20 protein-coding genes are annotated in these 25541 nt (G+C 71.2%); 15 read left to right on the top strand and 5 right to left on the bottom strand.

The genetic code is table 11. The annotated features are described in order from the left end of the window. The first annotated feature begins 14 nt into the window (after positions 1-14). Together FHP08_RS08600 and FHP08_RS08595 are read left to right on the top strand one after the other, a co-directional pair. On the top strand, positions 15-290 hold the full coding sequence (locus tag FHP08_RS08600) for a polyhydroxyalkanoic acid system family protein (protein WP_147704038.1): 276 nt from the start codon (positions 15-17) through the stop codon (positions 288-290). Positions 291-318: 28 nt separating this feature from the next. Beyond that, positions 319-1578 carry a putative Na+/H+ antiporter gene (locus FHP08_RS08595; protein WP_147704037.1) on the top strand — a complete coding sequence of 420 codons (1260 nt, stop codon included), beginning with the start codon at positions 319-321 and terminating at the stop codon, positions 1576-1578. 10 nt (positions 1579-1588) lie between these two features. Here FHP08_RS08595 and FHP08_RS08590 read toward each other — a convergent pair whose 3' ends face one another. Beyond that, the gene (locus tag FHP08_RS08590; RefSeq protein WP_147704036.1) at positions 1589-1846 is read right to left on the bottom strand and encodes an acyl-CoA-binding protein; all 258 of its coding nucleotides are present in this window, start codon (positions 1844-1846) and stop codon (positions 1589-1591) included. A 99-nt stretch (positions 1847-1945) separates the two neighbouring features. Here FHP08_RS08590 and FHP08_RS08585 point away from each other — a divergent pair, with 99 nt between their 5' ends. From FHP08_RS08585 to FHP08_RS08560, 6 genes are read left to right on the top strand one after another with little or no spacing between them, the layout of a single operon-like run. Then, positions 1946-2407 (top strand): hypothetical protein, encoded by a 462-nt coding sequence (locus FHP08_RS08585; RefSeq protein ID WP_147704035.1) that lies wholly within the window; start codon positions 1946-1948, stop codon positions 2405-2407. A gap of 55 nt (positions 2408-2462) precedes the next feature. Beyond that, positions 2463-5870: an exodeoxyribonuclease V subunit gamma gene (locus tag FHP08_RS08580; RefSeq protein WP_147704034.1), complete on the top strand. Its 3408-nt coding sequence runs from the start codon at positions 2463-2465 to the stop codon at positions 5868-5870. Continuing rightward, complete coding sequence (locus FHP08_RS08575) at positions 5867-9565, top strand: UvrD-helicase domain-containing protein (protein WP_187272229.1); 3699 nt, start codon at positions 5867-5869, stop codon at positions 9563-9565. The genes FHP08_RS08580 and FHP08_RS08575 overlap by 4 nt, the downstream gene beginning before the upstream one ends. Then, positions 9562-11349 (top strand): exodeoxyribonuclease V subunit alpha, encoded by a 1788-nt coding sequence (gene recD, locus FHP08_RS08570; RefSeq protein WP_147704032.1) that lies wholly within the window; start codon positions 9562-9564, stop codon positions 11347-11349. The genes FHP08_RS08575 and recD overlap by 4 nt, the downstream gene beginning before the upstream one ends. After that, complete coding sequence (locus tag FHP08_RS08565; protein WP_147704031.1) at positions 11346-13133, top strand: SulP family inorganic anion transporter; 1788 nt, start codon at positions 11346-11348, stop codon at positions 13131-13133. Before recD ends, FHP08_RS08565 begins: the two co-directional genes overlap by 4 nt. Before the next feature lie 37 nt (positions 13134-13170). Further along, positions 13171-14145: an NAD(P)H-dependent flavin oxidoreductase gene (locus FHP08_RS08560; RefSeq protein WP_147704030.1), complete on the top strand. Its 975-nt coding sequence runs from the start codon at positions 13171-13173 to the stop codon at positions 14143-14145. Between the two features lie 23 nt (positions 14146-14168). On the opposite strand, the gene FHP08_RS08555 is transcribed toward FHP08_RS08560, so the two are convergent. The 3 genes from FHP08_RS08555 to FHP08_RS08545 all read right to left on the bottom strand — a co-directional run bounded on the left by FHP08_RS08555 (position 14169) and on the right by FHP08_RS08545 (position 17589). After that, entirely contained in the window at positions 14169-15527 is a 1359-nt protein-coding gene (locus FHP08_RS08555) for an NAD(P)H-dependent oxidoreductase (RefSeq protein ID WP_147704029.1), read from the bottom strand. Positions 15528-15934: 407 nt separating this feature from the next. Beyond that, positions 15935-16579: a TetR/AcrR family transcriptional regulator gene (locus FHP08_RS08550; RefSeq protein ID WP_147704028.1), complete on the bottom strand. Its 645-nt coding sequence runs from the start codon at positions 16577-16579 to the stop codon at positions 15935-15937. Beyond that, positions 16576-17589 (bottom strand): lipase family alpha/beta hydrolase, encoded by a 1014-nt coding sequence (locus tag FHP08_RS08545; protein ID WP_187272228.1) that lies wholly within the window; start codon positions 17587-17589, stop codon positions 16576-16578. Before FHP08_RS08545 ends, FHP08_RS08550 begins: the two co-directional genes overlap by 4 nt. A 192-nt stretch (positions 17590-17781) precedes the next feature. Between FHP08_RS08545 and rpsF the strand changes: the two genes are divergently transcribed. The 5 genes from rpsF to FHP08_RS08520 all read left to right on the top strand — a co-directional run bounded on the left by rpsF (position 17782) and on the right by FHP08_RS08520 (position 22198). Then, on the top strand, positions 17782-18147 hold the full coding sequence (rpsF, locus tag FHP08_RS08540; RefSeq protein ID WP_147704026.1) for a 30S ribosomal protein S6: 366 nt from the start codon (positions 17782-17784) through the stop codon (positions 18145-18147). A gap of 75 nt (positions 18148-18222) precedes the next feature. Beyond that, entirely contained in the window at positions 18223-18567 is a 345-nt protein-coding gene (priB, locus tag FHP08_RS08535; RefSeq protein ID WP_187272227.1) for a primosomal replication protein N, read from the top strand. Positions 18568-18580: 13 nt separating this feature from the next. Beyond that, the gene (gene rpsR, locus FHP08_RS08530) at positions 18581-18856 is read left to right on the top strand and encodes a 30S ribosomal protein S18 (RefSeq protein WP_147704024.1); all 276 of its coding nucleotides are present in this window, start codon (positions 18581-18583) and stop codon (positions 18854-18856) included. 19 nt (positions 18857-18875) lie between these two features. Continuing rightward, positions 18876-19328, top strand: a complete 453-nt coding sequence (gene rplI / locus FHP08_RS08525) for a 50S ribosomal protein L9 (protein ID WP_147704023.1) — start codon at positions 18876-18878, stop codon at positions 19326-19328. 203 nt (positions 19329-19531) lie between these two features. Beyond that, positions 19532-22198 (top strand): replicative DNA helicase, encoded by a 2667-nt coding sequence (locus tag FHP08_RS08520; protein WP_147704022.1) that lies wholly within the window; start codon positions 19532-19534, stop codon positions 22196-22198. A gap of 39 nt (positions 22199-22237) precedes the next feature. Here the strand turns inward: FHP08_RS08520 and FHP08_RS08515 are convergent, their stop codons facing one another. Further along, positions 22238-22720: an Lrp/AsnC family transcriptional regulator gene (locus tag FHP08_RS08515; RefSeq protein ID WP_147704354.1), complete on the bottom strand. Its 483-nt coding sequence runs from the start codon at positions 22718-22720 to the stop codon at positions 22238-22240. A gap of 140 nt (positions 22721-22860) precedes the next feature. On the opposite strand from FHP08_RS08515, the gene metC reads away from it, so the two are divergent. Both metC and FHP08_RS08505 read left to right on the top strand, forming a co-directional pair. Continuing rightward, positions 22861-24123 carry a cystathionine beta-lyase gene (gene metC, locus FHP08_RS08510; RefSeq protein ID WP_147704021.1) on the top strand — a complete coding sequence of 421 codons (1263 nt, stop codon included), beginning with the start codon at positions 22861-22863 and terminating at the stop codon, positions 24121-24123. A 26-nt stretch (positions 24124-24149) separates the two neighbouring features. Next, positions 24150-25463 (top strand): NAD(P)/FAD-dependent oxidoreductase, encoded by a 1314-nt coding sequence (locus FHP08_RS08505; protein ID WP_147704020.1) that lies wholly within the window; start codon positions 24150-24152, stop codon positions 25461-25463. Positions 25464-25541: the final 78 nt, after the last annotated feature.

Below are 25541 nucleotides of genomic sequence, written 5' to 3'. Positions count from 1 at the left end.
CGGAGGAGCGCCCGATGTCGAAGATCCATCTTCAGCGGCCCCATGCGCTCGGTGCGGCCGGAGCGCGCGAGGCGGTCCAGCGCGTCGCCGACGAGATGCGCGAGAAGTACGGGCTGGCCTGCGACTGGAACGGCGACGTGCTGAGCTTCTCGCGCGCAGGCGTATCCGGCACCCTCGCGGTCGGCGAGTCGGACATCGTGCTCGACGCGGAGCTCGGCATGCTGCTGTCGGCCTTCCGCCCCCGCATTGAAGAGCAGTTGCAGAAGAATTTCGATCACTACTTCAGCTGAGCGCTGGAGACACCTTCCGGAGATCATCTTGACCGAAGCGACGCCGGCCCAGATCGTTGGCGCAGTCCTTTTCGCGATCGCGCTCGTCCACACCTTCTCGGCGAAAATCTTCGAGAGGCTCGCGCACCGACACCCTGCTCATTCCGGCGTGCTTCACATGCTCGGCGAGGTCGAGATCGTCTTCGGCTTCTGGGCGATGGTCCTGGTGGCCTTCATCGCGGTGTTCGGCGGCAGCGGGCGCGCGCTCGAGTACCTGGAGTCGCGCAATTTCACCGAGCCCATGTTCGTGTTCGTGATCATGGTTGTCGCGGCGAGCCGGCCCATCCTGCGTTTCGCCCAGGGCGGGGTGACCGTCGCGTCGGGACTCATGCCGATGCCCCGGCCGATGGCGACCTATTTCGTGACGCTCGCGCTGGTGCCGCTGCTGGGCTCCTTCATCACCGAGCCGGCTGCGATGACCTTGGCGGCGCTCACGCTGCGCGACCGCTTCTACTCGGCGGGACTGTCCACGCGGCTCAAGTACGTCACGCTGGGCGTGCTGTTCGTCAACGTGTCGATCGGCGGGACGCTCACGCCCTATGCCGCGCCGCCGGTGCTGATGGTCGCGGCGAAGTGGGACTGGGACCTCTGGTTCATGCTGACGCACTTCGGCTGGCGCTCCGCGCTGGCGGTCACGATCAATGCGTTGGGGGCCACGCTGCTGTTCGCCGGCGAGCTGCGCAAGCTCGAGCTGGGCGGAGGCGAGAAGGCGGAACCGGTGCCGCTGCCGCTGGTGATCGTCCACCTGCTGGTCCTGGTGGGCGTGGTCCTGGGGGCCCATCATCCAGTGGTCTTCGTCGGCCTCTTCCTCTCCTTCATGGGCATCGCCACCGCCTATCCGCGCTGGCAGGATCGCCTGATTCTCCGGGAGGGACTGCTGGTGGCCTTCTTCCTGGCCGGGCTGGTGGTGCTGGGCGGCTACCAGCAGTGGTGGCTGCAGCCGCTGCTGTCGGCGATGAGCCCCACCGCGGTCTATTACGGAGCCACTGCGCTCACGGCGATCACCGACAACGCGGCGCTGACCTACCTGGGCTCGCTGGTGGGCGGGCTGACCGACGAGTTCAAGTACGCACTGGTGGCCGGCGCGGTGACCGGCGGTGGCCTGACCGTGATCGCGAACGCGCCCAACCCGGCCGGTTACTCGATCCTGAAGAGCAAGTTCGAGCACGAGGAGGTGAGCGCGCTGGGCCTGCTCGCCTCGGCGGCGGTGCCCACCCTGGTGGCGATCGCCGCGTTCAGGCTGATCTGAGTAACCGGGTTCAGGCCTTGAGGTCGTCCACCAGCGCGATGTAGCGCTGCATCGCCTCGTCGGCGGTGGCGCCTTTCAGCGCGTTCCAGGCATCCCACTTGGCGCGGCCGACCATGTCGGTGAAGCCTGGCCGCTCGCCGTCGACGTCGCCGCTGGTGGCCTGCTTGTAGAGCGCGTAGAGCTGCAGCAGCGTCATGTTGTCGGGGCGCTCGGTGAGCGCCTTGGAATCCGCCACTGCCTGTTCGAACTGCTTTTCGAGATCCGTCATCGCCGCGCTCCACGGAAGCGGTTCATCCATGGTCCTATGATATCAACCGTGCCGGCAGCCCGGCCGGGGCTGTCGCGGATCGAACGAGGATGATCGAAGATGAGGGAAGTCTGGTTGCTGCTTCACCTGGTTGCCGTCGTGATCTGGATCGGCGGGATGTTCTTCGCGCACTTCTGCATGCGGCCAGCGGCCGTGGCCACGCTCGAGCCGCCGCAGCGGCTGCCGATGATGTCGGCGGCGCTGGGGCGCTTCTTCGTGGCGGTCGCCTGGTCGCTGGCGCTGCTGTGGGGCAGCGGCATTGCAATGTTCGCCCAGTTGTCGGTGGCCGGTGGCAAGCCGCCGATGTCCTGGAACCTGATGGCGGCGATCGCGCTGGTGATGACCGCGGTGTTCGTCGTGATCTGGCTGCGCAGGCATCCGGCGATGCAGTCGGCGCTCGCGGCCGGCGAGATCAAGGCCGCGGCCACTGCGCTCGACGGCATCCGCAAGCTGGTCACGCTGAACCTGGTGCTGGGTTTTCTCACGATCGCGGTGGCCACGGTCGGCCGCCTGGCGAACTGAACGCCGCGCCGCCGACGCCGGTCCTCCGCCGCCACGAGCACGCCGCGACGCGCCGATGCCGCTCTCGATCCGATTCGACAACCGGCTCGACCGCCTCGCCGACGCGCTGATCGAGCGGCTCGCGCGCCCCGCGAAGGGCGATCCGCTGGCGCTGCACCCGGTCATCGTTCCCAGCGTGGGCGTGGGCCGCTGGCTTCAGCAGCGGGTGGCGTTGTCCACAGGCGTCTGCGCGAGGCTGGAGCCGGAGCTGCCTGGCCGCCTGCTCTGGCACTGGCTGCGCGACCTGCTCCCCGAACTGCCCGCCCGCTCGCCCTTCGATCCCGAGGTCGTGCGCTGGCGCCTGCTGGCGATGTTCGACGCGATTCCCGGGGACATGCCCGAGCTCGCGCCCCTGCGCGAGCGGGTGGCGGGCGCGCCGAGCCGGCAGCGGCTCGCGGTGGCGACCGAACTCGCCGGACTCTTCGATCGCTACCTTGCATGGCGGCGCGACTGGCTGGAGCGCTGGCAGCGCGGCCTGCCGGCCGTGGGCGCCACGGGTCTGCTCGGGCCGCACGAAGCCTGGCAGCGCTGGCTCTGGCTGCGCCTGCTCGCGTCGATGCCGGGTCTGGCCGACGTGCATCCCTACGAGCGCCTCGAGCAGCTGATCCTCTCGGAGCCCGACTCGGTGCGCAAGACGCTGGGCGGGCGCTGCGTGAGCCTGTTCGGCATGCCCGGCATGTCGCCGTCGCAGCTCTCGCTGTTCGGCCTGCTGGGCGAGGTGGCCGACGTCGCCTTCTTCGCGCCCGATCCCTGCCGCGAGTGGTGGGAGGACCTGGTCGACGGCCGGCAGCGCGCCCGGGTCCTCGCGGAGCGGCCCGACCAGGCCTGGCTCTACGATGGCGAGCCTGCCGTGCTCGGCGACTGGGGGCGGGCGCAGCGCGATTTCGTGGCGCAGGTGGCGGCGCTGCAGGAGCGGTTCGCCGTCCAGGCGAGCGAACCCTTCAGGGAGCTCGACGACCCGGACGGTGCCGATCCCGCGCGGCCGCCGGACTGCCTGCGCGCGCTCCGGCAATCGGTCTTCCTGCGCAGCGACGCGCCCTGGGAGCGGGTCGCCGAACCCGACGACTCCATCGTCGTGCACGCCGCGCACAGCGCGACCCGCCAGGCCGAGGTGCTGCACGACCTGCTGCTGGACTGCTTCGAGCGTCTGCCGGGCCTGCATCCGTCCGAGGTCGCCGTGTTCTGCGCCGACATCGAGAGCGCGGCGCCGGCGATCGAGGCGGTCTTCTCCACGGCCGCCGTCCAGCGGCGCATCCCGTTCGCGATCTCCGGCAGGCCGCCCGGGGCCGAGCCGCTGCTGCGCGCCGTGCGCGACCTGCTCGATCTCGCCGCGCAGGGGCCGACGCTGCCCGAGGTGGAGGCCTGGCTGCTGAACCCTGCGGTTTCGGAGGTCACCGGCCTGTCCGCCGACGACGTGGCCGCCCTGGTCCGAGTGCTCGACGCGGCGGGCGCGCGCTGGGGGCTCGACGCCGTGGACGGCGCGATCAAGCACGACTGGCAGCATGCCCTGGACCGGCTCCTGATCGGCGCGGCGGTGTCTGACGACGTCCCGCTGGTCGGCACGCTGGCGCCGGTGCAAGGGCTGCGCGGCAGCCGCGCGGCGCTCGCCGAGCCGGTGCTCGCCCTGCTCGGCGTGCTGGGTTCGCTGCGGCGGCTCGCCGCGCGCGAGCGGCCCGTCGCCGAGTGGTGCGAGCGCTTTGGCGCCGAGGTCGACCAGATCTTCTTCGCCACGCGCAGGCACGAGGCGGCGCTCGCCCGGGTGCGCGAGGCGCTGGCGGCGCTCGCCGAAGCCGCGCAGGAGGCCGCCCTCCAAGCCGGCCTGGTGCCGATCGACGCGCAGGCCTTTGCGCTCGCGCTCGACGAGTCGCTGAGGGCGTCGGCGCCGGCCGCCACCGCGTCGGGCGCGGTCAGCGTGTGTCCGCTGGGCGCCTTGCGCGGCGTGCCGTTCCGGGTCGTCTGCCTGTTCGGCATCGACGAGGGGGTGTTCCCGCGCAGCGGCGCGCGCAGCGAGACCGACCTGATGCCGCGGGCGCCGCGCTTCGGCGACAGGGTCCCGCGGACCGACGAGCGCGGGATCTTCCTGGACGCGGTGCTGGCCGCGCAGGACCGGCTCGCGATCCTGTTCCGCGGCCGCGACGTGCGCGACGACGCGCCGCTCGAGCCGTCGACGGTGGTGCTCGAGCTGATGGCCTGGCTGCGTGCGCGGCTCGCGTCCCGCCTGCCGGCCGGGGCGCCCTTGCGTCGGGCGATGCCCGCCCGTGCCGAGGCGTCGGCGATCGTCGAGCATCCGCTGCATCCCTTCTCGCCCCGTGCCTTCGTCCCCGGACAGACGGGCAGCTTTGCGCGCGAGTGGGTCGATGCCGCGTCGGCCCTCGCCGCGCCGCTGGCGCGGCGCAGCGCCGCCGCGGGCCCGGTGGGCGGCCCACAGGCGCCACGGCCGGCCGCGCCCGGGGGGGAATCGCCTGCCGAGCCGGTCTCGCTCGACGAACTGCGCGCCGCGCTGTCCGATCCGATCGCCTTCTGGCTGCGCCGGAAGGTGGGCGCATCGATGCCGCGGGTGGACGCACGATCCGACACGCGCGAGCCGCTGTGGCCGCGCGACACCGACGACCGCGACCTGCTCGGCCGGACCGCGCAGGCCCTGCTCGAAGGCGCGGACGCCGGGCGGATCGAGGCGCAGCTCCGCGCGACGCCGCGCGTCGCGGGCGGCTCGGTCGGCGAGCGCCAGGCCCGGGCGATCCTCGAGCATGCCGCGCGGCTGGCCGATCGTGCGGGCGGGCCGGGCGCCGCGCGGGCGGCGGACCTGTCGTTCGAGCTCGACGGCGGGCCGGCGATCGTGGCCCGCCTGCCGCTGCCAGGCCCCGACGGCCGGCACCGGATCGTGTCGGGTTTCGCGCTGAACCTGCACGGGATCGTCGAGGCCTGGCTGTCGCATGCGCTGCTTGCGGCCTGGCTCGCCGCGGGGCGCGGGTCTGCGCATGCCGCGCGTCCCGATCGTCCGGATCTTCCCGCGCGGGACCTGTGCCGCCTGGACGAGACCGTGCTGGCCGCGCCGGACGCCACTGCGTTGGTGCGCATCGCCGATCCGGTGGCCGCGCTTCGCCACGCCGTCGCGGCCACCGAGGCGATCCTCGCCGGTCCGCCGGCGGCTTTTCCGCGGGCCTGGCTGAGCGCCTGGCGCGAGTCGAAGCAGAAAGGGCCGCTGGCAGCGTGTCTCGATGCGGATCCCGATCGCGCCGGCAGGCTGCTGGGCAAGCTGCGCGACGCGATCGAGGGCGGTCCCTGGTCCAGCGGGGAACGCGACAAGCCCTGGCAGGCGGTGTTCTGGCGCGATGCGGGTCCCGACCTGCGGACCGTCGCGGAAGACGGCGACACGCTGTGGGTGCCGATCCTGGCCGATGTCGAGATCGAGGTGCTGCATTGAAGGCGCCCGGACCGCTGGAGGCGCATCCGGTCTTCGACCCCGGGATCCTGCGCGGCTTCCATCTGCTCGAATCCGATGCCGGAACGGGCAAGACCTGGACGATCGCCGGTCTGGTGGTTCGCGCGCTGGTCGAGCTGGAACTCGAGATCGACCGCATCCTGGTCGTGACCTTCACGAACGCCGCGACCGCCGAGCTCGCGGCCCGGATCCGCGAGCGCATCGGCGCGATGGCCGCCTTGCTCGAGGCCGACCTGGCGGGCGAGGACACCCGTGACGGCGAGCTCTTCTGCCGCGAGTACCTGCCGCGGATCGCCGATCGCGAGGCCGCGTTACGGCGCCTGCGGATCGCGCATGCCCGGGTCGACGAGGCGGCGGTGCGCACGATCCACGGCTTCTGCCAGCGGGTGATCGCCGAGCACGGCTTGTCGATCGGCCTGCCCGGCGGCGTCGAGGTCGGCGAGGGCGACGACGGCTGGATCGAAGCGCTGGTCGACGATTGGTGGCGCCGTCACGTGATCGCCGCGGATGCGGCGCAACTGGCCTTGCTCGCCGAGGCCGGCGTCGATCCCGATCGCCTCGTGGCGCGCGTTCGCGCGATTCACTCGAATCCGGGCGCGGTGCGCGCGGCGCCCGGCGGGGACTGGCGTGCGCTGGCCGCGGACGTCGCCGGGCTGCGGGCGCGGCTCGCCGAGGCTCTGGCCGGGCAGGGCCAGGCGCTGCTGGACTGGATCTCGGTCAGGGGAAACGTCAACGGGAAGCTGATCCGGCTCGACTGGGCCGCCGGCTGGCTGGCGAAGCTCGCAGACTGGGCGGCGCAGCCGGCCGGACTGCCGATGACGCGCGGCGATCGCGAGAAACTCGCGGCCACCGTCGCGAAGCTCGCGCGCGAGCGCTTCGAGGCCGCAGTCGGCAGCAAGCCGATGCCGCCTGGCGAGATCCCCGCGCTGTGCAGCGAGCTCGCGTCCCTGCTCGCGCGCTGCGACGGCGTCGTCGCCCAAGTGGCGGAGTCCGTCTGGCGCGACGGCGAACCGCGCAGGCTGGCGCGGCTCGGCGGCGGCGGGCGGCTCGCGTTCGACGACCTGCTGGCCATCGTTCACGAGGCGCTGGAGGCGCCCGGTTCGGGAGCGCGGCTCGCGCGCATGCTGCGCGAGCGTTACCCGCTGGCGCTGATCGACGAGTGCCAGGACACCGACGCGCAGCAGTGGGGCATCTTTCGCCGGATCCATCTGGCGCACGGCAGCGACGACGGCGGCCAGGCCGGCGCTGACGAAGGCCGCGGCGGCGGCCTGGTGCTGGTCGGGGACCCGAAGCAGGCCATCTACGCGTTTCGCGGCGCCGACGTGTACTCCTACCTCGATGCGCGCAACGAGGGGCCGGCCGCCCATGCGCTGCGCGAGAACCAGCGCTCGGTGCCGGGACTGGTGAGCGCGGTCAACGCACTCTTCGGGAAAGGCGATCCCTTCGGCGTGCCGGGCATCGGGTTCGAGCCGGCAGGCGTGGGACTGAAGGCCCGACGCGCGCTGACGGAGGAGGCCGGCGACGCCGCGCCGCGCGCGCCGCTCACCGTGTTGCGCTTCGCCGGGGATGCGGGCGGCGGCGCGCTGGACGCCGACCGCGCCAGCGAGCTTGCGGTGTCGATCACCGTGGCCGAGATCCTGCGGCTGCTCGGCGCGGGGCTGCGGCTCGACGATGCGCCGGTCGAACCGTCCGACATCGCCGTGCTGGTGGATTCGCACCGCCAGGGCAGCCTGGTCAAACGGGCGCTGGGCGCGGTCGGCGTGGGCGCGGTCGAGATCTCCCGCGAGCGGGTCGTGGCCTCGCCGCAGGCCGAGGAACTGTCGCGCTGGCTGGCCGCCGTGGCCGAGCCCGCCGACGCCGGCCTGTTGCGCGCGGCGCTCCTCGCCACGCCGGCCGGCCTGGACGCTGCCGCCCTCGAATCGCTGGCGGGCGACCCGGCCGCCTGGAATGCCTGGGTCGAACACTTTGCCGCCTGCCGCGACACCTGGGCGCAACATGGCCCGCAGGCCGCCTTGCGCAGGCTGCTGTTCGGCAGCGGGGCCGCCGCCCGACTCGCGGCGCTCGGCGACGGCGAGAGGCGGCTCACCAACCTGCTGCACCTGTTCGAGCTGATCGCCGCGTCCGACGAGGCATCGCAGGGCCCGCGCCAGGCCTGGCGGTGGCTGGCGCGGGCGCGCGCCGGCGACGAACGGTCGGGCCAGGCCTTCGAGCTGCGGCTCGACAGCGACGAGAACCTGGTCAGGATCCTCACCGTCCACAAGAGCAAGGGACTGGAGTTTCCCTTCGTGTTCCTGCCCTTCGCGTGGCAAGGCCGCGCGGCGAAGGCCGAAGCGCCCTTCGTGCACCACCACGGGCCGGATTCGCTCTCGGGCGCGGCGAGTCACTGGCAGCCGGTGCTGGAACTGTCGGACCGGCCGGCAGACGGCGCGATGAGGCAGCGACTCTTCGAGATCGACGCGGAGTCGGTGCGGCGGCTCTACGTGGCGCTGACCCGCGCCGAGCAGCGCTGCCATGTCCTGTGGGGGCCGGTCGCCGCCGCCGCGTCGACCCCGCTCGCTCGCCGGCTCGCCGTACTCGCCGACTTGCCGGAGGATCCGAAGCCGGCGTCCGATCCCGAGGCGCTCGCCCGGGCGGTCGATGCCTGGCGCGATGCGGCCGAGCCGGGAAGCGTAGCGGTCGTCGATGTCACCGAGGCCGCGTCGGGGACGGTCGGCGGGCGGCCGGTGGCGCCGCTCGCGGTCGACGCGGCCCGGTCGGCGGTGCCGCAGCCCCTGGCGCGTTCCTTCGCGGCGCGCATCCCGGCACCGTGGATACGCACCAGCTTCAGCGCGCTCGCGCAGCGGATCGCCGAAGGCGAGGCGGCCGATGCGGGCCGGGCCGCGCAGGACGACGAGCGTCCCGACCATGACCAATTCGATTCCCTCGCCGAGGTTCCCGGCGACGAGCCGGTGCCCGACATCCGCTTCGACTTCCCGGCCGGCGCGCGCGCCGGCAGCTGCCTGCACGGCATCCTCGAGCACTGCGCCATCGATGCGCCGCTCGATCGCCGGCTGGTCGCCGCGCAGCTGTCCCGGGCCGGCTTCGCCGTCTCGCTGTCGAACGGCCTTGCGGGCTGGCTGGACGCGGTGCTCGACACCGGCCTGCGAGCGCCGGACGGCCGCCTGGTGTCCCTGCGCGCCGTGGCGCCCGGGGCGCTGGTGCGAGAGATGGACTTCCTGCTGCCCGGCGATGGCGTCGACGACCGGGCCTTGCTCGAGGCGGTCGCGGCCGAGTACCCGCTCGACGCCTGGGCCGCGAGCTCGCGCTGGAGCGGATTCCTGCGCGGCTTCATCGACCTGGTCTTCGAGCAGGACGGACGCTGGTACGTGCTCGACTGGAAGAGCAACCGCCTCGGCGGGCGCTTTTCGGACTACGAAGCGCCCGCCGTCGAGGCGGCGATGCGCGAGCACGCCTACCCTCTGCAGGCCTGCCTCTATCTGCTGGTGTTGCACCGATTCCTGAGGCTTCGGTTGCCGGACTACGACTGGGACCGCGACATCGGGGGCGCTTTCTGGGTCTTCCTGCGCGGTGTGCGGCCCGGCCAGGCGGGCGAGCCCACGCCCGGCGTGCATGCGAGCAAACCCTCCCGGGCCCTGATCGAGCGCCTCGACCGGCTTTTGGCGGGAGGCGCACGGTGAGCGGCGCGCGCGAGCCCCGCGGTGCGGTGGCCGGATCGGGCGACGTCGGGCACGAGCCGAATCGGGCGTCCGGCGGGCAGGTGGCCCAGGCCTTCGCGAGGGCGGTCGTGCGCCTGCACCGCGCGCCCGCGGGCCCCGACGGCGACGGCGAGCAGCGTGACGACGTCGAAGCCCCGCTCGAGCGCTGGGCCCGCCGCGTCTGGCTCGCCGCGGCAGACGGGCACGCCTTCGTGCTGGTCCCCGATCTGCTCGAGCGCGCCCGCCTGGCCGGCAGTCCGGCGGTGGCAAGCGCCGGATCCGGACAGAGCGGCGAGCCGCCGGCCGCGCCGCTGGTCGTCGACGGCGACGCGCTCTACCTGCAGCGACTCTGGCGCGCGGAGTCGGTGCTCGCCGAGCGGCTGGCGGCGCTCGATGCGCCGGCGCCGCTTGCCGACGCGTCCCGCGTGGAGGCCGCGCTCGACGCGGTCGCGCCGCACGACGAGGTCGACCCGCTGCAGCGCGAGGCGGTGCGCATGGCGCTTTCTCGCAGGCTGGCAATCGTGACCGGCGGGCCGGGCACCGGGAAGACGACGACGATGGCTCGGCTCCTCGTCGCCTTCCTGAGGCTGGCCCCCGAATCCCGCGTCGCGATCGCCGCGCCGACCGGCAAGGCGGCGGCACGTCTCGCCCAGGCGCTGGCGGCGCAGCTCGTCCGGCTCGACCCCGACAATGCGCTGGCAGGCCGCCTGCCGGTCTCCGGCATGACCGTGCACCGCTTGCTGGGCTTGCGCGCCGACAGGGCGGGTCCGGCCCCCGGCGCGATCCGCCACGACCTGCTGATCGTCGACGAGGCCTCGATGCTGGATCTCGAGCTCGCCCGCGCGCTGGTCGAGTCGATTCCCGAGGGCGGACGGCTGGTGCTCGCGGGCGATCGCGACCAGCTCGCCTCGGTCGAGGCCGGGGCGGTGTTCGCCGAGGCTTGCGCGAGCCCGCTGCAGGCGGTGGTCCGGTTGCAGCGCAACTATCGCCAGTCGGCTGCGCCCGGACTCGCGGCCTTCGCGGGCTGGCTGCGCGATCGCTGGCAGCAGCCCGGCGCGCCGATGCCCGCCGGCCCCGATGGCCCGGAGGGATCGAATGAGGTGACCGCCCCCGGGCCCGCTTCGGCGGGCGCGATCGCCGACCGCTCGCTGGCGGCCTGGTCGCCGGCGCTTGCCGCGCTGGCCGGCGGCGAGCCGGCCGAGCGGATCGTCGCCGCCTTCGACAGGCATCGCGTGCTCTGCGCGTTGCGCGAAGGGCCGCTGGGGGCGGCCGCGATCAACGCGGCGGTTGCCGCGCGGGTCCGGCGCCGGGTCGGTGCGGCGCCCGGTGCCATCTGGTATACGGGAAGGATCGTGATCGTGACCCGCAACCGCCCGGAGCTCGGCCTGTACAACGGCGATGTCGGCATCTGCCTGCCCGACCCGACGGGTGCGCCGGCGGTGGCCTTCGATGCCGGCGGCGCCTTGCGCTGGCAGCCGGTGCGGCAGATGCCCGCACACGAAGACGCCTTCGCGATCACGGTCCACAAGTCTCAGGGCTCCGAGTTCGACACGGTGGCGCTGGTGCCGGCGCCCGTCGGACACGGCCTGAACACGCGCGAGCTGCTCTACACCGGGGCGACGCGGGCACGCAGCGCGCTCGTGGTCTGGGCCGGCGCCGACGCGATCGAGGACGGCGCGACCCGGCGCACCGAGCGGCACGGCCGCCTCGCCGACCGGATCGCGCGCGGGCGCTTGGGCGGTGGCGGCACGGAGGCTCGCGGATGAGCCGCCGCATGCTCCTCGCGCGGCTGTTCCCGCCGATCCGGTGGTGGCATCGGGTCGACCGGGACAGTCTGCCGCGCGACCTGTTGGCGGGCCTGGTCGGTGCGCTGGTCGTGCTGCCCCAGGGCATCGCCTTCGCCACGCTGGCAGGCTTGCCGGCGCAGTATGGGCTGTACGCGGCCATGGTGCCCACCGCCGTGGCCGCCCTGTTCGGGTCCTCGCTGCACACCGTGTCAGGCCCGACGAACGCGGTCTCCATCATGACCTTCGCGGCGCTGGCGCCGCTCGCCGCGCCGGGGAGCCCCGAATACGTGGGGCTGGCCTTCACGCTGGCCTTCCTGATGGGCGTGTTCATGCTGCTGCTCGGGGTGCTCCGGCTCGGCACGCTGGTCAACTTCATCTCGCAGCCGGTGATCGTCGGCTTCATGGCGGGCGCCGGCCTGCTGATCGTGGCCAGCCAGATGACGGCCTTGTTCGGGCTCCCGGGGGCGCCGGGCGGCGGCTTCCTCGGCGCGCTCGGCCATCTCGTGATCAGCCTGCCCGATGCGAATCCCTGGGCGCTGGGCGTGGCCGCCGTCACGCTGGCGGCCGGGCTGGCGAGCCGGCGCTGGCGGCCGCGCTGGCCGTACATCGTGGTCGCGATGGTGGCAGGCACGGCGGGCGCGCTCGCGATCGAGGGACTGGCCGCGGTCGCGGGGAGGTCCGCCGGGCTGCGCTACCTCGATGCGATTCCGCGGGGACTGCCGCCGCTTTCCTGGCCGATCCACGACCTGGCCAGCCTCAGCGAGCTGTCCGGGCTCGCGGTGGCGCTTTCGATCGTGGCGCTGACCCAGTCGGTGTCGATCGCCCGGGCGGTGGCCCTGCGCTCGGGCCAGCGGATCGACGGCAACCAGGAGTTCATCGGGCAGGGCCTGTCGAACATCGCCGCCGGCTTCTTCTCGGGCTTCCCGACCAGCGCGTCGGTCAACCGCTCGGGGCCCAACTTCGAGGCCGGCGCTGCGACCCCGCTGGCCGCGGTGTTCTCCGCCGTGATCCTCGTGGCGATCGTGGCGCTGTTCGCGCCGGCGGTGCGCTGGCTGCCGGCGCCCGCGATTGCCGCGGTGTTGCTGCTCGCGTCGCTCTCGCTGATCGACCTGTCGCGCATCAGGCAGACCCTCGCGGCCAGCCGTTCCGAGGGCGGGGTGTTGCTGATCACCACGGCCGCCACGCTGGTGCTGCGTCTCGATGTCGCGGTGCTGATCGGCGTGGCGGTGTCGCTGGTCTTCTACCTCAATCGCACCTCGCGGCCGATCATGCGCGGCCAGGTGCCCGACGTCCGTGATCCGGCGCGCGCCTTCGTGCCGATCGATGCGGAGCGGCCGGAGTGCCCGCAGCTCAAGATGCTCACGATCGAGGGCTCGATCTACTTCGGGGCGGTCGACCACGTGGCGACGCACCTCGACATCCTGCGCGAGATCTCGCCCGACCAGAAGCACCTGCTGCTGCTCGCCCGCAACATGAACTTCGTCGACGTGGCCGGCGCCTCCCTGCTCGGGCAGGAGGCGATCCGCCGCCGCGCGGCGGGCGGCAGGCTCTACATCCACGGCCTGCGCCACAATGCGCAGGAACTGATGGGGCGCGGCGGCGCGCTGGCGCAGGTCGGCGAGGACAACCTGTTCCGCACCAAGGACCAGGCGATCGCCACGATCTACGAGCAGCTCGACCGCGAGATCTGCGCGCGTTGCACTGCACGGATCTTCTACGAGTGCCAGGCCGACGCGCAGGCGGCTCGCGACCGCAAGGGTTAAGATCTCCGGCCCGATTCACCCTCAAGCCGAGTCACCGATGTCGCTTCCTCCGATCCTGCGCGACCGCCTGCGCCTGCCCGTCGTCGCTTCGCCGATGTTCATCGTCTCGAATCCCGAACTGGTCATCGCGCAGTGCAAGGCCGGGGTCGTCGGGTCCTTCCCGGCGCTGAACGCCCGGCCCAAGGAGGCTTTCGCCCAGTGGCTCGAGCGCATCGAGCGCGAACTGGGCGCGCACGATCGCGCGCACCCGGAGGCGCCCTCGGCGCCGTATGCGGTCAACATGATCGTCCACCGCTCGAACGACCGTCTGGATCACGACATCGAGGTGTTGGTGAAGCACCGGGTGCCGATCGTGATCACCTCGCTGGGCGCGCGCCCCGAGGTCAACGAGGCGGTGCACTCGTACGGCGGCATCGTGCTGCACGACGTCATCAACGACAGCTTCGCGCGCAAGGCGATCGAGAAGGGGGCGGATGGATTGATCGCGGTGGCCGCGGGCGCCGGCGGCCACGCCGGCGTGCAGTCGCCCTTCGCGCTGGTCCAGGAGATCCGCCAGTGGTTCGACGGGCCGCTGCTGCTGTCGGGCTGCATCGCGCGCGGCGATGCGATCGTCGCCGCGCTGGCCATGGGGGCCGATCTTGCCTACATCGGCTCGCCCTTCATCGCGACGAAGGAGGCCAACGCCCCCGATGCGTACAAGCAGATGATCGTCGACAGCGGCGCGCAGGACATCCTGTACACCGATTATTTCTCGGGCGTGCACGGCAATTACCTGAAGCCGTCGATCGTCGCGGCCGGGCTGGACCCCGACGCGCTGGCCCGCGAGGGCGCGAACCGGATGAACTTCGGCAGCGACCGCGAAAGGCCCAAGACCTGGAGCCAGATCTGGGGCGCGGGGCAGGGCATCGGGGCGGTGCAGGAGATCCTGCCGGCCGGCGAGCTGGTCGAGCGCCTGCGCCGCGAGTACCGCAAGCGGCTCGACGAGGTCGCCGCGCTGGCGAAGGCGGCCTGAGCGGGGCCGCCCGCCGGGCTTCCTCACTTCGCGCGGCGCTTGCCTTTCGCGAACACCCGCTCCATCTCGCGCCGGAACTTCACCGCCGGCGCGTTCGCATCGAAGGCCACGTCGGTCCAGCGAACCGGCTGGCCGGCCTTCACCGCACGCTCGAGCGTCACGCCGTGGGCCAGGCCCAGTGGCAGGCCGCCGACGGCCAGCGAATCGGCCGCGGGCATCAGCTTGCCGTAGACCGTGAATCCGCCCTCGCCGTCGAGGGTCTCGCCCGCCTTCAGGTCGCGCTTGGCGGTCGCCACCACGTCGCCATGCCACATCTCCGGCGCGCCGGTGGGCTCGTTGCGCAGGCCCACCGAGGCCACCGAGATCCCGAGCTCCAGCCCGATCAGGTGGTAGGGCTTGTACATCGCGGTGTAGTTGCCCGACTTGTCGGTGACCAGCCCGTATTCGCGGAAGCAGCGGCGAACGTAGTCCGAGTCGCCGGCAAAGGTCACGTAGACGCCCCAGCGCAGGTCGCGGAACACCGGCCGGCCGTCGCGCTCGACGCTCGAAATCACCTCGACCTGGCCGCGATGGTGCAGGCGGCCCCCGTCGCTTGCCGGCCGAAGCACCTGGGCCAGGTCGTCGACGCCGCAAGGCGGGAACTCGAGGCCCTGCGGTGCGGGCGCGAGGCCGGTGGCGTTGGCCACTGCGGCCATCTCGATCGCCGACTTCGTGCCGTCGAGGAAGGAGTTGAACATCTGCGGGTTCATGCCCCCGGCCTTCGCGTCTTCGGGGCTGATGCCGTAGTGCGGCCAGACGGTGGCCGGCGTCGACGCGTGGTACTCGGGCAGGTACTTCGTGCCCTTGCCGGCGGCCACCACCTCGAAGCCGGCGGTGCGCGCCCAGTCGACCATCTCGCAGATCAGCGCGGGTTGATCGCCGTAGGCGAGCGAATAGACGATGCCGGCCTCGCGCGCCTTCCTGGCGAGCAGCGGGCCGGCCAGCGCATCGGCCTCGACGTTGACCATCACGATGTGCTTGCCGTGCTCGCAGCAGGCCAGCACGTGCGCGATGCCGGCCGCCGGATGGCCGGTCGCGTCGATGACGACGTCGACGTGCGGGCTCGCGATCATCGCGAACGTATCGTCGTGGACGTGCGTGGTGCCCTTCTTCGCGGCGTCGGCCAGGCTGCGCGCGCCGAGCGCGGCAGCGGGCCAGCCCACGCGTCTGAGCGAAGCCTTGGCGCGAGGCGGCGACAGGTCGGCGACGCCGACCAGGTGCATGCCCGGCGTGCGCCGGATCTGCGACAGGTACATCGAGCCGAACTTGCCGGCGCCGATCAGGCCGACGCGGATCGGGGCGCCTCGGGCGGCGCGTTGCTGGAGCATGCGGTGCAGGTTCAAGTTCTTCTTCCTCTGTGCGTTGTGGCGGGCGCCGGCCGGCAAAGCAGGCCTGGCGTTTCGCGCCCTGTGCTGCGGCCCCGCTGCGCGGGGCTAGCCTCGCCTGCCTCGTCGCCGGCGGGTCGGGCGCAACTCGCGATTCCTTCGGAATCGCTCGGACAGCGCCCTCCCTGATCGCCGGCTCCTGCGGCAGCGCTCGGCTTGCGCGAAGGGCACGAAACGCCAGGCCTGCTTTGCCGGCCGGCGCTCGAAACGTCGTGGCCATTGCGGGTGTCGAATTCTTGCAGAACCCAAGGCACGTGGCGACGGTCGGGCGCACCGCGTGTCGCTTGAACAGGGCTTGCGCGATGCCAGCCGGCCCGCACCGCCCGGTCGGACACGAAGCGAGCCAGGCACCGAGGAAAGACCGGTCACGCCGCCCGCGCGGCGGACAGGCGCTCGCGGCCCGCCGACGAGAGCCACGGCCGCAACAGCGCGAGCAACTGCGTCACGCCGCGCTCGACGCAGCCCCGGGCGAAATCGGGGTCGCCGAATCGGCGCGCGCCGCCGATGTACTCGTAGGGCAGCCAGCCGGTCGCCACGACGACCATGTTGGTGGCCAGCGCCTCCGCCTCGGCGGGGGTGGCCGACAGCTCGCCGGCCTCGGCGAGCGCCCGGCAGAGCAGGGTCGCCGCATCGGCCTTGCGCCGTACGATCGCCTGCAATCCGAGCTCGAGCGAGCGGTGCCGCGACAGCAGGTCGTTGATGTCCCGGTAGACGAAGCGATTCCGCCAGATCGACTCGAAGAGCAGCCTCAGGAAGGGGGCCACGTCCTCGAGCCGGATCTCCCTGCGGGCGGCTTCGTCGAGCAGCGCGCCGATCTCGGCGTCGAAGCGCTCGAACAGCGCGGTGACGATCGCTTCCTTGTTCGCGAAGTGGTAGTAGAGATTGCCGGGACTGATCCGGAGGTCGTCGGCGATCGCGGCGACCGTCACGCCCGGCTCGCCGAGCTCGTTGAAGAGCTGAAGCGAGCGCTCGAGGATCCGCTCCCGGGTGCGGCGAGGCGTCCTGGTCATGGCTGCCGTACGGGCGCGATCGGAACGCCCGCCTCGTCTCGTTCGATCGCCTCGCCCCGCGCCTCGGCTTGTTGGAGGGCCTCGGCCAGGTGCGGGCGCACCTGCTTCGCATGGACGAGCGCCATGTGGCCCACCCCGTGCAGCACGCGATGGCGAGCGCCGTCCAGCGTCTGCGCGGCTTGCGGCATCACGATGTTGTCGTGCAAGGTCAGGATCACGGTGAAGAGCGCGCGGACCGAGGGCGTTTCCACAGCGTCGAGCCCGGCAAGGAAGCGGCTGCCCGGCTGCATCTGCGCCACGTTGCGGCCCATGCCGAAACGCGCGCTCCAGGTGCCCTGGTGAGGACTGCCGAGCGTGACGACCGCCGCGACCCGGCGGTCGCCATGCCGGGCGATCCAGGCCCGGATCACCAGGCCGCCCATGCTGTGCCCGATCAGCGCGACCCGCCGCGCGCCGGTGCGGGCGCGCAGCCGCTCGACCGCCTTCTCCAGACCGGGCAGGTAGCTTTCGACCGGGGCGAAGGGCGGTTCCAGGTTGACCGATTCCACCGGATGGCCCCGGGCCGCCAGCCAGCGGGAGAGCGGCCGCCAGACGGCCCGGTTGCAGAAGTAGCCGTGCACCAGAACGACCGGCACCCGGCCGGGATCCCGGCCCGTCGGCAGGGGGGTGTCGCCGAACCATGGCATCAGCAGCGCGAAGCTGCGCAGCGAGGCGGCGGTCTCGCCCAGCCAGGCGCGAACGGCCGGCCCCGGCGGAAGCGGGGCGCCGCCCGTCTGCCGGGCAAAACGGGCGCGATGCCAGGCGCCGCTCAGCGATTGCAGGCCGATCACCGCGGCGTGCAGCAGGGCGGGCAGGCCTGCCGCCACGAGCCCGGCGGCCAGCGGCGGCCAGCCGGCGGCGCTCGACAGCCACCATCCGGCTGCCAGGGCCGCCAGCAGTTCGCCGGCCAGGATCGCTCGGACCAGCCAGGCGATCATCGCGGGCCGGCGCCGGGTTCGGCGCTTGAGCAAACTCTGGTCATCCGCTATTATCTCGGGTTCCTCGCCGCACGGTGAATCGACGCTTGTCGCCGGCGGCCTTCGTCCACGAGGCACAGCGCGTCGCATCGCCTTCCGGCGGCCGGCATCCGAACCGGGCTTTCCGGATCTCTCTTCCTTCTCGGGAGGGGCGATGCAGCGTTCGTGCGAACACAAGGAGAAACGATGCGTCATTACGAGATCGTCCTGATCGTGCATCCCGATCAGAGCGAGCAGGTTCCGGCCATGATCGAGCGCTACAAGACGCTGATCGAGAGCCAGGAAGGCAAGATCCACCGGCTCGAGGATTGGGGTCGCCGCCAGCTGACCTACCCGATCCAGAAGATGGCCAAGGCCCATTATGTGCTTCTGAACATCGAGTGCGGGCAGCCCACGCTCGACGAGCTCGAGCACGCCTTCCGCTTCAACGACGCCGTGCTGCGCCATCTGGTCGTGTCGATGAAGAAGGCCGAGACCGGCGCTTCGCCGATGCTCAAGCAGATCCAGAAGGAAGAGGCCCGCAAGGCCGTTTCCGAGCCGCAGCAAGGCTGATCGTAGCGGCAGGGCTCATCGCGCAATCGACGCAATCGGGTGGATAGCCGGGCAGGGCCGGTCGTCGAGCCGCGGTTGGCGGAATCGGGATTCGATCCGGTCAACCAGGTGAGGCTGACAGGCGAGCTGGTCGGGAAGGAAACGCTGCGCTACACGCCGGCGGGCATCCCGATCCTCGACGCCAGGCTTGCGCATCGTTGCGAGGTGACCCAGGCAGGACATCGCAGGCAGGTGGAGTTCGACATCGCCCTGAGTTTCTCGGGGCCGCTCGCGCAGCGCGCGGACGGCCTGAGGCTGGGGCAGGCAATCGACGCGATCGGCTTTCTCGCCCCGCGTCGCAGGCAGTCGAAGTCGCTGACGCTGCACGTGACCCGCTACGCCGCGATCGATCCGGCATCGCACGAACCGAATTCGAATTGAAAGGGGTATGGACATGGCTTTTGCCCGTCGTGGTTCCAAGGACAAGAAGACGCGCCGTCCGGCGCAGGCTGCGCTGTTCAAGCGCAAGAAGTTCTGCCGTTTCACGGCCGAGAAGATCGAGCAGATCGACTACAAGGACGTCGACCTGCTGAAGGACTTCATCACCGACAACGGAAAGATCATCCCGTCCCGTCTCACGGGCACGAAGGCGCGCTACCAGCGCCAGCTGCAGGTCGCGATCAAGCGCGCGCGCTTCCTCGCCCTGCTGCCGTTCACCGACAACCACTGAGCCGCGGGAGAACGAGAACATGCAGATCATCCTGCTCGAAAAAGTCGTCAACCTCGGCCAGCTGGGCGACGTCGTCCGCGTGAAGGACGGCTATGCGCGCAACTTCCTGATCCCGACCGGAAAGGCGCGCCGCGCCACCCAGGTCGCGATCCAGGAATTCGAGACGCGTCGCGCCGAACTCGAGAAGATCCAGGCCGACAAGCTCGCTGCCGCCCAGGCGCTGGGCCAGCAGCTCGAGGGCATGGCCGTCGAGATCACCGAGAAGGCCGGTGTCGACGGTCGCCTGTTCGGTTCGGTGGGCAACTTCGACATCGCCGAGGCCCTGAAGAAGAAGGGCTTCGCGGTCGAGAAGGCCATGGTGCGCATGCCCAACGGCCCGCTCAAGGCGATCGGCGAGTACGAAGTCGAAGTGGCTCTGCACACCGACGTGCTGGCCAACATCAAGGTGACGGTGATCGGCGAAACCGCCTGATCCAGGCCCCGGCGGCGCAAGCCGCCGGGGCGAGCCGCTCCGGGTCGCGACCCTCGCGCCCGGGGCGGCGCTTCCCCGCGGGGCGCTTCGGCGCCCCGTTGTGCTTCCGGGGCGCTTCGGTGCCCCGCTCGCATTTGAAATACCATCGGCTTCTTGCCGGCGAACCCAGCGTGCCGGTGAACCCAGCGAGTTCCCCCCGACCGATGTCCTCAGTCTCCGAAAGCCGTCCGCCGCTCGACCCGCAGATCGCCGCGCTGCGCGTGCCGCCGCATTCGATCGAGGCCGAGCAGGCGGTGCTCGGCGGGCTGCTGCTCGACAACAACGCCTTCGACCGCGTGGCCGACGTGCTGCGCGAGGACGACTTCTATCGCCACGACCATCGGCTGATCTGGCACCAGGTGGCCCGGCTGATCGAGCGCGGCCAGCCGGCCGACGTGGTCACCGTGCTCGAGGCGCTGCAGACGGCCGGCAAGGCCGACGAGGCGGGCGGGCTGGTCTACCTGAACGCGCTGGCCCAGGAGACGCCCTCGGCGGCCAACATTCGCCGTTACGCCGAGATCGTCCGCGACCGCGGCATCCTGCGCCGGCTGATCACCACCGCCGACGAGATCTCGTCGGCGGCGCTGAGTCCGCAGGGCAAGGACACCCGCCAGCTGCTCGACCAGGCCGAATCGAAGATCTTCCAGATTTCCGAGGAGGGTGCCCGCGGCCAGGCCGGCTTCCACCAGCTGCCCGACCTGCTCGGCAAGGTCGTCGAGCGCATCGACGAGCTCTACAACCAGAACAACCCGAACGACGTGACCGGTGTGCCGACCGGCTTCGTCGACCTCGACCGGATGACCTCGGGGCTGCAGCAGGGCGACCTGATCATCGTGGCCGGTCGCCCGTCGATGGGCAAGACCGCATTCAGTCTGAACATCGGCGAGCACGTGGCCGTCGAACAGGGACTGCCGGTGGCGGTCTTCTCGATGGAGATGGGCGCCACGCAACTGGCCATGCGCCTGGTGTGCTCGGTCGGACGGCTCGACCAGCAGCGGCTGCGCACCGGACGGCTGCTCGACGATGACTGGCCGCGGCTGACCAACGCGATGCAGAAGATGCAGGACACGCAGCTCTTCATCGACGAGACGCCGGCGCTCAGCGCGCTCGAGCTGCGCGCTCGCGCGCGGAGGCTTTCGCGCCAGTGCGGCCAGCTCGGCCTGGTCATCATCGACTACCTGCAGCTGATGGCGGGGTCTTCCTCCGGCGAGAACCGCGCCACCGAGATCTCCGAGATCTCGCGCGGCCTGAAAGGGCTGGCCAAGGAGCTGAACTGCCCGGTGATCGCACTGTCGCAGCTCAACCGCTCGCTCGAGCAGCGGCCGAACAAGCGGCCGGTGATGTCCGATCTCCGTGAATGCGTGCCCGGCGACACCCTGGTCATGCTGGCCAATGGCCGCCGCGCGCCGATCGCGAGCCTCGTGGGCACCGAGCCCGAGGTCCTGGCGATGGATGCCTCGCAGCGGGTCGTCGCGGCCCGCAGCGACCGTGTCTGGCCGGTCGGGTGCAAGCCGGTCTTCAGGCTCTTGCTGGCCAGCGGCCGTTCGCTGCGCGCCACGGCGGGGCATCGTGTCTTCACCGGCACGGGTTGGCGGACCGTCGGAGAGATGCAGATCGGGGACAGGGTCGCGATCGCGCGGCGCGTTCCGGAGCCATCCATGGCGCCGGCGTGGCGTGAAGAGCAGCTGGTGTTGCTCGGTCACCTGATCGGCGACGGCAGCTACCTTTCCGGCCAGCCGATGCGCTACACGACCGCGTCCGAGGAGAACTCCGAGGCCGTCAGGCGGGCGGCGGAGTCATTCGGCTGCACGGTGAGCCGCCACGCGGGTCGCGGCAACTGGCACCAGCTCGTCATTTCCGGCAACGGTGACCGCTGGCATCCGAAGGGCGTGAATGCCTGGCTGCGCCAGCTCGGTATCTTCGGCCAGCGCTCGCACGAGAAGCGCATCCCGGCCGAGGCGTTCGCGCTTGCGAACGCCCAGCTTGCGCTGCTGCTGCGCCACCTGTGGGCCACCGACGGCTCCATCCATCTGCGCCCCGCCGATCAGCGGGGTGCGGCCCGCGTGTATTTCGCGACCGCGAGCGAGGGGCTTGCGCGCGACGTGGCTGCGCTGTTGTTGCGCTTCGGGATCGTGGCCCGGATTCGGGCGATGAAGCCCGCCACCGGCAGGACGGTGTGGAATGTCGACGTGTCGGGCAGCGAGCAGCAGCGAGCATTTCTTTCGAGCGTCGGCGCCTTCGGGCCTCGCGCCGAGCCTGCGCGGCAGCTGGCTGCGCGCCTCGATGCGCTGCTGCCGCGGGCGAACGCGAACGTCGACACGTTGCCGCGAGAACTCTTCACGCAGGTGCGCGCGGTCATGGGCGATCGCGGGGTCACGCAACGTGAAATGGCTTCGCTGCGCGGCACCTCGTATGGCGGCAGTTCGCACTTCCGCTTCGCGCCGTCGCGTGCCACCTTGGGCCACTACGCCGAGCTGCTCGACGACGACGCGCTGCGTACCTGGGCCGAGTCGGACCTGTTCTGGGACCGCGTCGTGGCGATCGAGGCAGATGGCGAGGAAGAAGTTTTCGACCTGACGGTGCCCGGTCCCGCCTCGTGGCTCGCCGACGGGATCGTGAGCCACAACTCGGGCGCGATAGAACAGGACGCCGACGTGATCCTGTTCATCTATCGCGACGAGGTCTACAACCCCGACTCGCCCGACAAGGGCACGGCCGAGATCATCATCGGCAAGCAGCGCAACGGCCCGATCGGCACGGTGCGGCTGACCTTCGTGGGTCAGTACACCAAGTTCGAGAACTTCGCCGGCGGCGGGTTCGAGCAGAGCTGACCCGGCAGCAGGGTCCCCGGGCTCGGTCCGGTTCGTCGGTCAGCGCCGGCCGGGCTTGTCGGCGGGCAGGTAGTCGAGCGGAAGCGCGGTGGTCCACTTGATCTGCTCCATCGCGAAGCTGGACGACACGCCCGAGAGCTCGATGCCGCTCACCAGGCGTTTGTACACTGCGTCGTAGCCGTTTACGTCGGGCACCACCACACGCAGCAGGTAGTCGATCTCGCCGCTCATCCGGTAGAACTCGACGATCTCCGGGATCTCGTCGACGACCTTGCGCAGCTTGTGCATCCAGCGGTCGTTGTGCTGGGTCGTGCGGATCGCCACGAACACGGTCACGCCGACCCCGAGCTTCTGCGGCGACAGCAGCGCCACCTTGCGCAGGATGTAGCCCTCCTGTTCCAGGCGCTGCAGCCGGCGCCAGCAGGGGGTGGGCGAAAGATGCACCGCTTCGCTGAGCTGCTGCAGGGACAGGGTCGCGTCCTCTTGGAGGAGTGAAAGTATCACCTTGTCGATCTTGTCCATCGAAACGTTCATTCCATCTTGACTGACCGGAGTAGAAAAATTTTGCCATGAACAGGCGTCCAGGGGCGAATTTTGGAGCCATTTTTCGGGTCCGCATTCCTATACTGGGAGTCCTCCCGACAAGATTGCCCAGCCAGTCCATGCCGCCCAAACCGCCCGCGCCCCAGGCCCTTCGACCGTCGACCGTCCTGACCCACGCGGCGCGCCGGCCCGCCCAGCACCACGGCATGGTCAACACGCCGATCTACCGGGGTTCCACGATCCTGTCGTCGACCCTCCAGGAGTGGGAAAACCGCAAGACCCCGGACAACCCCTACGCCTCCTACTGCCGCTTCGGCACGCCGACCACGGCTGCCCTGGAAGAAATGGTGGCCGAGGTCGAGGGCGGGTACGGCTCGATCGTGCTGCCTTCCGGGCTGGCGGCCTGCACCCACGCCATCCTCGCCCTGGTGCGCACCGGCGATCACGTGCTGATCTGCGACAGCGTCTATGGCCCGGTCCGCGCGTTCGCCGAAGCGGTGCTCGCGAGATTCGGAATCGAGGCCGAGTTCTACGATCCGGGCGTCGGCGCCGACATCGCGCGCCTGCTGTGCCCGAGAACCCGCGTCGTCTATGTCGAGGCGCCGGGTTCGGGCACCTTCGAGATGCAGGACATTCCCGCGATCGCGCAACAGGCCCGACAGGCCGGCGCGTTCGTGGTCATGGACAATACCTGGGCCACGCCGCTGTACTTCAAGCCCTTCGTGCACGGGGTCGACGTCTCGATCCAGGCCGGCACCAAGTACCTGGTCGGCCATTCGGATGCGATCCTGGGCGTGGCGACGGCCAATGAGCGTGCCTGGCCCCTTCTTCGCAAGGGCGTCCAGGATTTCGGGCAGACCATCGGGCCCGATGACGTCTTTCTCGCGATGCGCGGCATGCGAACGCTTGCGCTGCGGCTGCGCCAGCACTGGGAGACCGGTCTGCGCCTGGCCCACCTGCTCTCCGGGCATCCGCTGGTGGAGCGGGTGATGCACCCGGCGCTGCCCGACGATCCCGGTCATGCGCTGTGGCGGCGCGACTTCACCGGCGCCAGCGGCCTGTTCGCGATCGCGCTGCGGCCGATGCCCAGGGAGGCGCTCGCGGCCTTCTTCGACACCCTGCAGCTTTTCGGCATCGGCCTGTCCTGGGGCGGCTACGAGAGCCTTGTGCTGCCCATGGACACGCCGCGCCGCAACACGCGCGCCTGGCCGATGCAGGGGCCGCTGGTGCGCATCCACGCAGGGCTGGAAGACGCCGACGATCTTGCCGCCGACCTGATGCGCGGCCTCGAGGCCGCCGACCAGACCCTTCGTACCGGAACCGGGCCGGGCAGCGGCCTCGTCGTTCCCCGTACAATCGATTGCATCGAGGAACAGGCCTGAACCGACCTGTTCGCAAGGAGCAAACGATGGTATCCGAGTCTCGGTCGGCCTCAGTCGCCGATCTCGCGTCGCTGTGGTCGACGGTCACGCCGGCCGGTGCGCCGTGTCCGGCGCTGGACGGCAGCGCGAGTGCCGACGTGGTCGTGATCGGCGCCGGCTTCACCGGCCTGTCCACCGCGCTGAACCTGCGCAAGTCGGGCGTCGATGTCGCGGTTCTGGAGGCGGTCGAGCCGGGCTGGGGCGGATCGGGGCGCAACAACGGCCAGGTCATTCCCACGCTCACTCGCCCCGACCCGGACGACATCGAGGCCCGTCACGGCGAAGCGGGGGAACGCTTCGTCGCGTTGTTGCGCGACAGTGCGAACACGCTGTTCGACACGGTTCGCGAGCATGCGATCGCGGCCGAGGCGGAGCAGACCGGCTGGGTGCAGCCCGTGCATACCCCGGGCCGCATCGCGATCTCCGAGCGACGGGTGCGACAGTGGGGCAAGCGCGGCGCGCAGGTCGAGTTGCTGGGCACTGCGCAGGTGCGCGAGATGCTCGGCTCCGATGCCTGGCACGGTGGTTTCTGGAACCGCAGCGGCGGCCATGTCAACCCGCTGGCGCTGGCCCGCGGACTGGCGCAGGCGGTGGTCGAGGCCGGCGGCCGGATCTTCGGGCACACGCCGGTGCTCGATTTTGCCCGCCAGGGCGATCAATGGGTGGTGCGCACGCCCGCCGGCCAGATGCGGGCCCGGGCGCTGGTGCTGGCCACCAACGCCTATACCGGCGAGTTCTCGCCCACGCTGGCGCCTCGGATCGCTCGCCAGGTGGTGCCGGTGCTGTCCTGGCAGATGGCCACGCTGCCCTTGCCCGAGGCGGTCCGCGCCACCGTGATCCCGGGCCGCCAGGCGATGTCCGACACCCATGGAGACCTGCATTTCGGGCGCTGGGACGCGCGCAACCGGCTGGTGACCGGCGGCGCGATCATCGCGCCCTTCAACCGGGTCAGGCGGCTCGAGGCGATGATCGGCGATCGCCTGCGGCGCCTGTGGCCGCAGATCGGGGAGGTGCGCTTCGATCACGTCTGGAACGGCTATGTGGGGATGACGGCGGACTTCATGCCGCGCTTTCACCGGCTGGGTCCCGACGGCTGGGCCTGGGTGGGCTGCAACGGGCGGGCAGTGGCCCTGTCGATGGCGCTGGGCGGCGAGTTCGCCAAGGCGGTCAGAGGCGTTCCGGTCAACGAGCTTGCCCTGCCGCTCAGCGAGCCGGCGCCGCTGCCCCTGCATTCGCTGGCGCGTCGGGTCGCCCCGCTGATGCTGCTGCACTACCGGCAACTCGACCGGCGCGAAATCTGAAACCGCGACGCGATAACGATATGCGCAGAACGGATTCGATCGACTCGGGCGCGCCCCGGGCGTAATAAGAGAGGTTTG

It is taken from the genome of Zeimonas arvi (assembly GCF_008039575.1).
In the GTDB taxonomy this organism is placed as follows: Bacteria; Pseudomonadota; Gammaproteobacteria; order Burkholderiales; family Burkholderiaceae_E; genus Zeimonas; species Zeimonas arvi.
Note: the sequence above shows the minus strand (reverse complement) of the source record. Positions and strands in the feature narration are given on the sequence as shown.

Coding starts and splice junctions, on each gene's coding strand:
- FHP08_RS08515 (WP_147704354.1), bottom strand. CDS start 22,720: ATGGACAAGATCGACAAGGTGATACTTTCACTCCTCCAAGAGGACGCG.
- FHP08_RS08565 (WP_147704031.1), top strand. CDS start 11,346: ATGAGCCGCCGCATGCTCCTCGCGCGGCTGTTCCCGCCGATCCGGTGG.
- rpsR (WP_147704024.1), top strand. CDS start 18,581: ATGGCTTTTGCCCGTCGTGGTTCCAAGGACAAGAAGACGCGCCGTCCG.
- FHP08_RS08600 (WP_147704038.1), top strand. CDS start 15: ATGTCGAAGATCCATCTTCAGCGGCCCCATGCGCTCGGTGCGGCCGGA.
- FHP08_RS08560 (WP_147704030.1), top strand. CDS start 13,171: ATGTCGCTTCCTCCGATCCTGCGCGACCGCCTGCGCCTGCCCGTCGTC.
- FHP08_RS08505 (WP_147704020.1), top strand. CDS start 24,150: ATGGTATCCGAGTCTCGGTCGGCCTCAGTCGCCGATCTCGCGTCGCTG.
- metC (WP_147704021.1), top strand. CDS start 22,861: ATGCCGCCCAAACCGCCCGCGCCCCAGGCCCTTCGACCGTCGACCGTC.
- FHP08_RS08585 (WP_147704035.1), top strand. CDS start 1,946: ATGAGGGAAGTCTGGTTGCTGCTTCACCTGGTTGCCGTCGTGATCTGG.
- rplI (WP_147704023.1), top strand. CDS start 18,876: ATGCAGATCATCCTGCTCGAAAAAGTCGTCAACCTCGGCCAGCTGGGC.
- FHP08_RS08590 (WP_147704036.1), bottom strand. CDS start 1,846: ATGACGGATCTCGAAAAGCAGTTCGAACAGGCAGTGGCGGATTCCAAG.
- rpsF (WP_147704026.1), top strand. CDS start 17,782: ATGCGTCATTACGAGATCGTCCTGATCGTGCATCCCGATCAGAGCGAG.
- FHP08_RS08550 (WP_147704028.1), bottom strand. CDS start 16,579: ATGACCAGGACGCCTCGCCGCACCCGGGAGCGGATCCTCGAGCGCTCG.
- FHP08_RS08520 (WP_147704022.1), top strand. CDS start 19,532: ATGTCCTCAGTCTCCGAAAGCCGTCCGCCGCTCGACCCGCAGATCGCC.
- FHP08_RS08580 (WP_147704034.1), top strand. CDS start 2,463: ATGCCGCTCTCGATCCGATTCGACAACCGGCTCGACCGCCTCGCCGAC.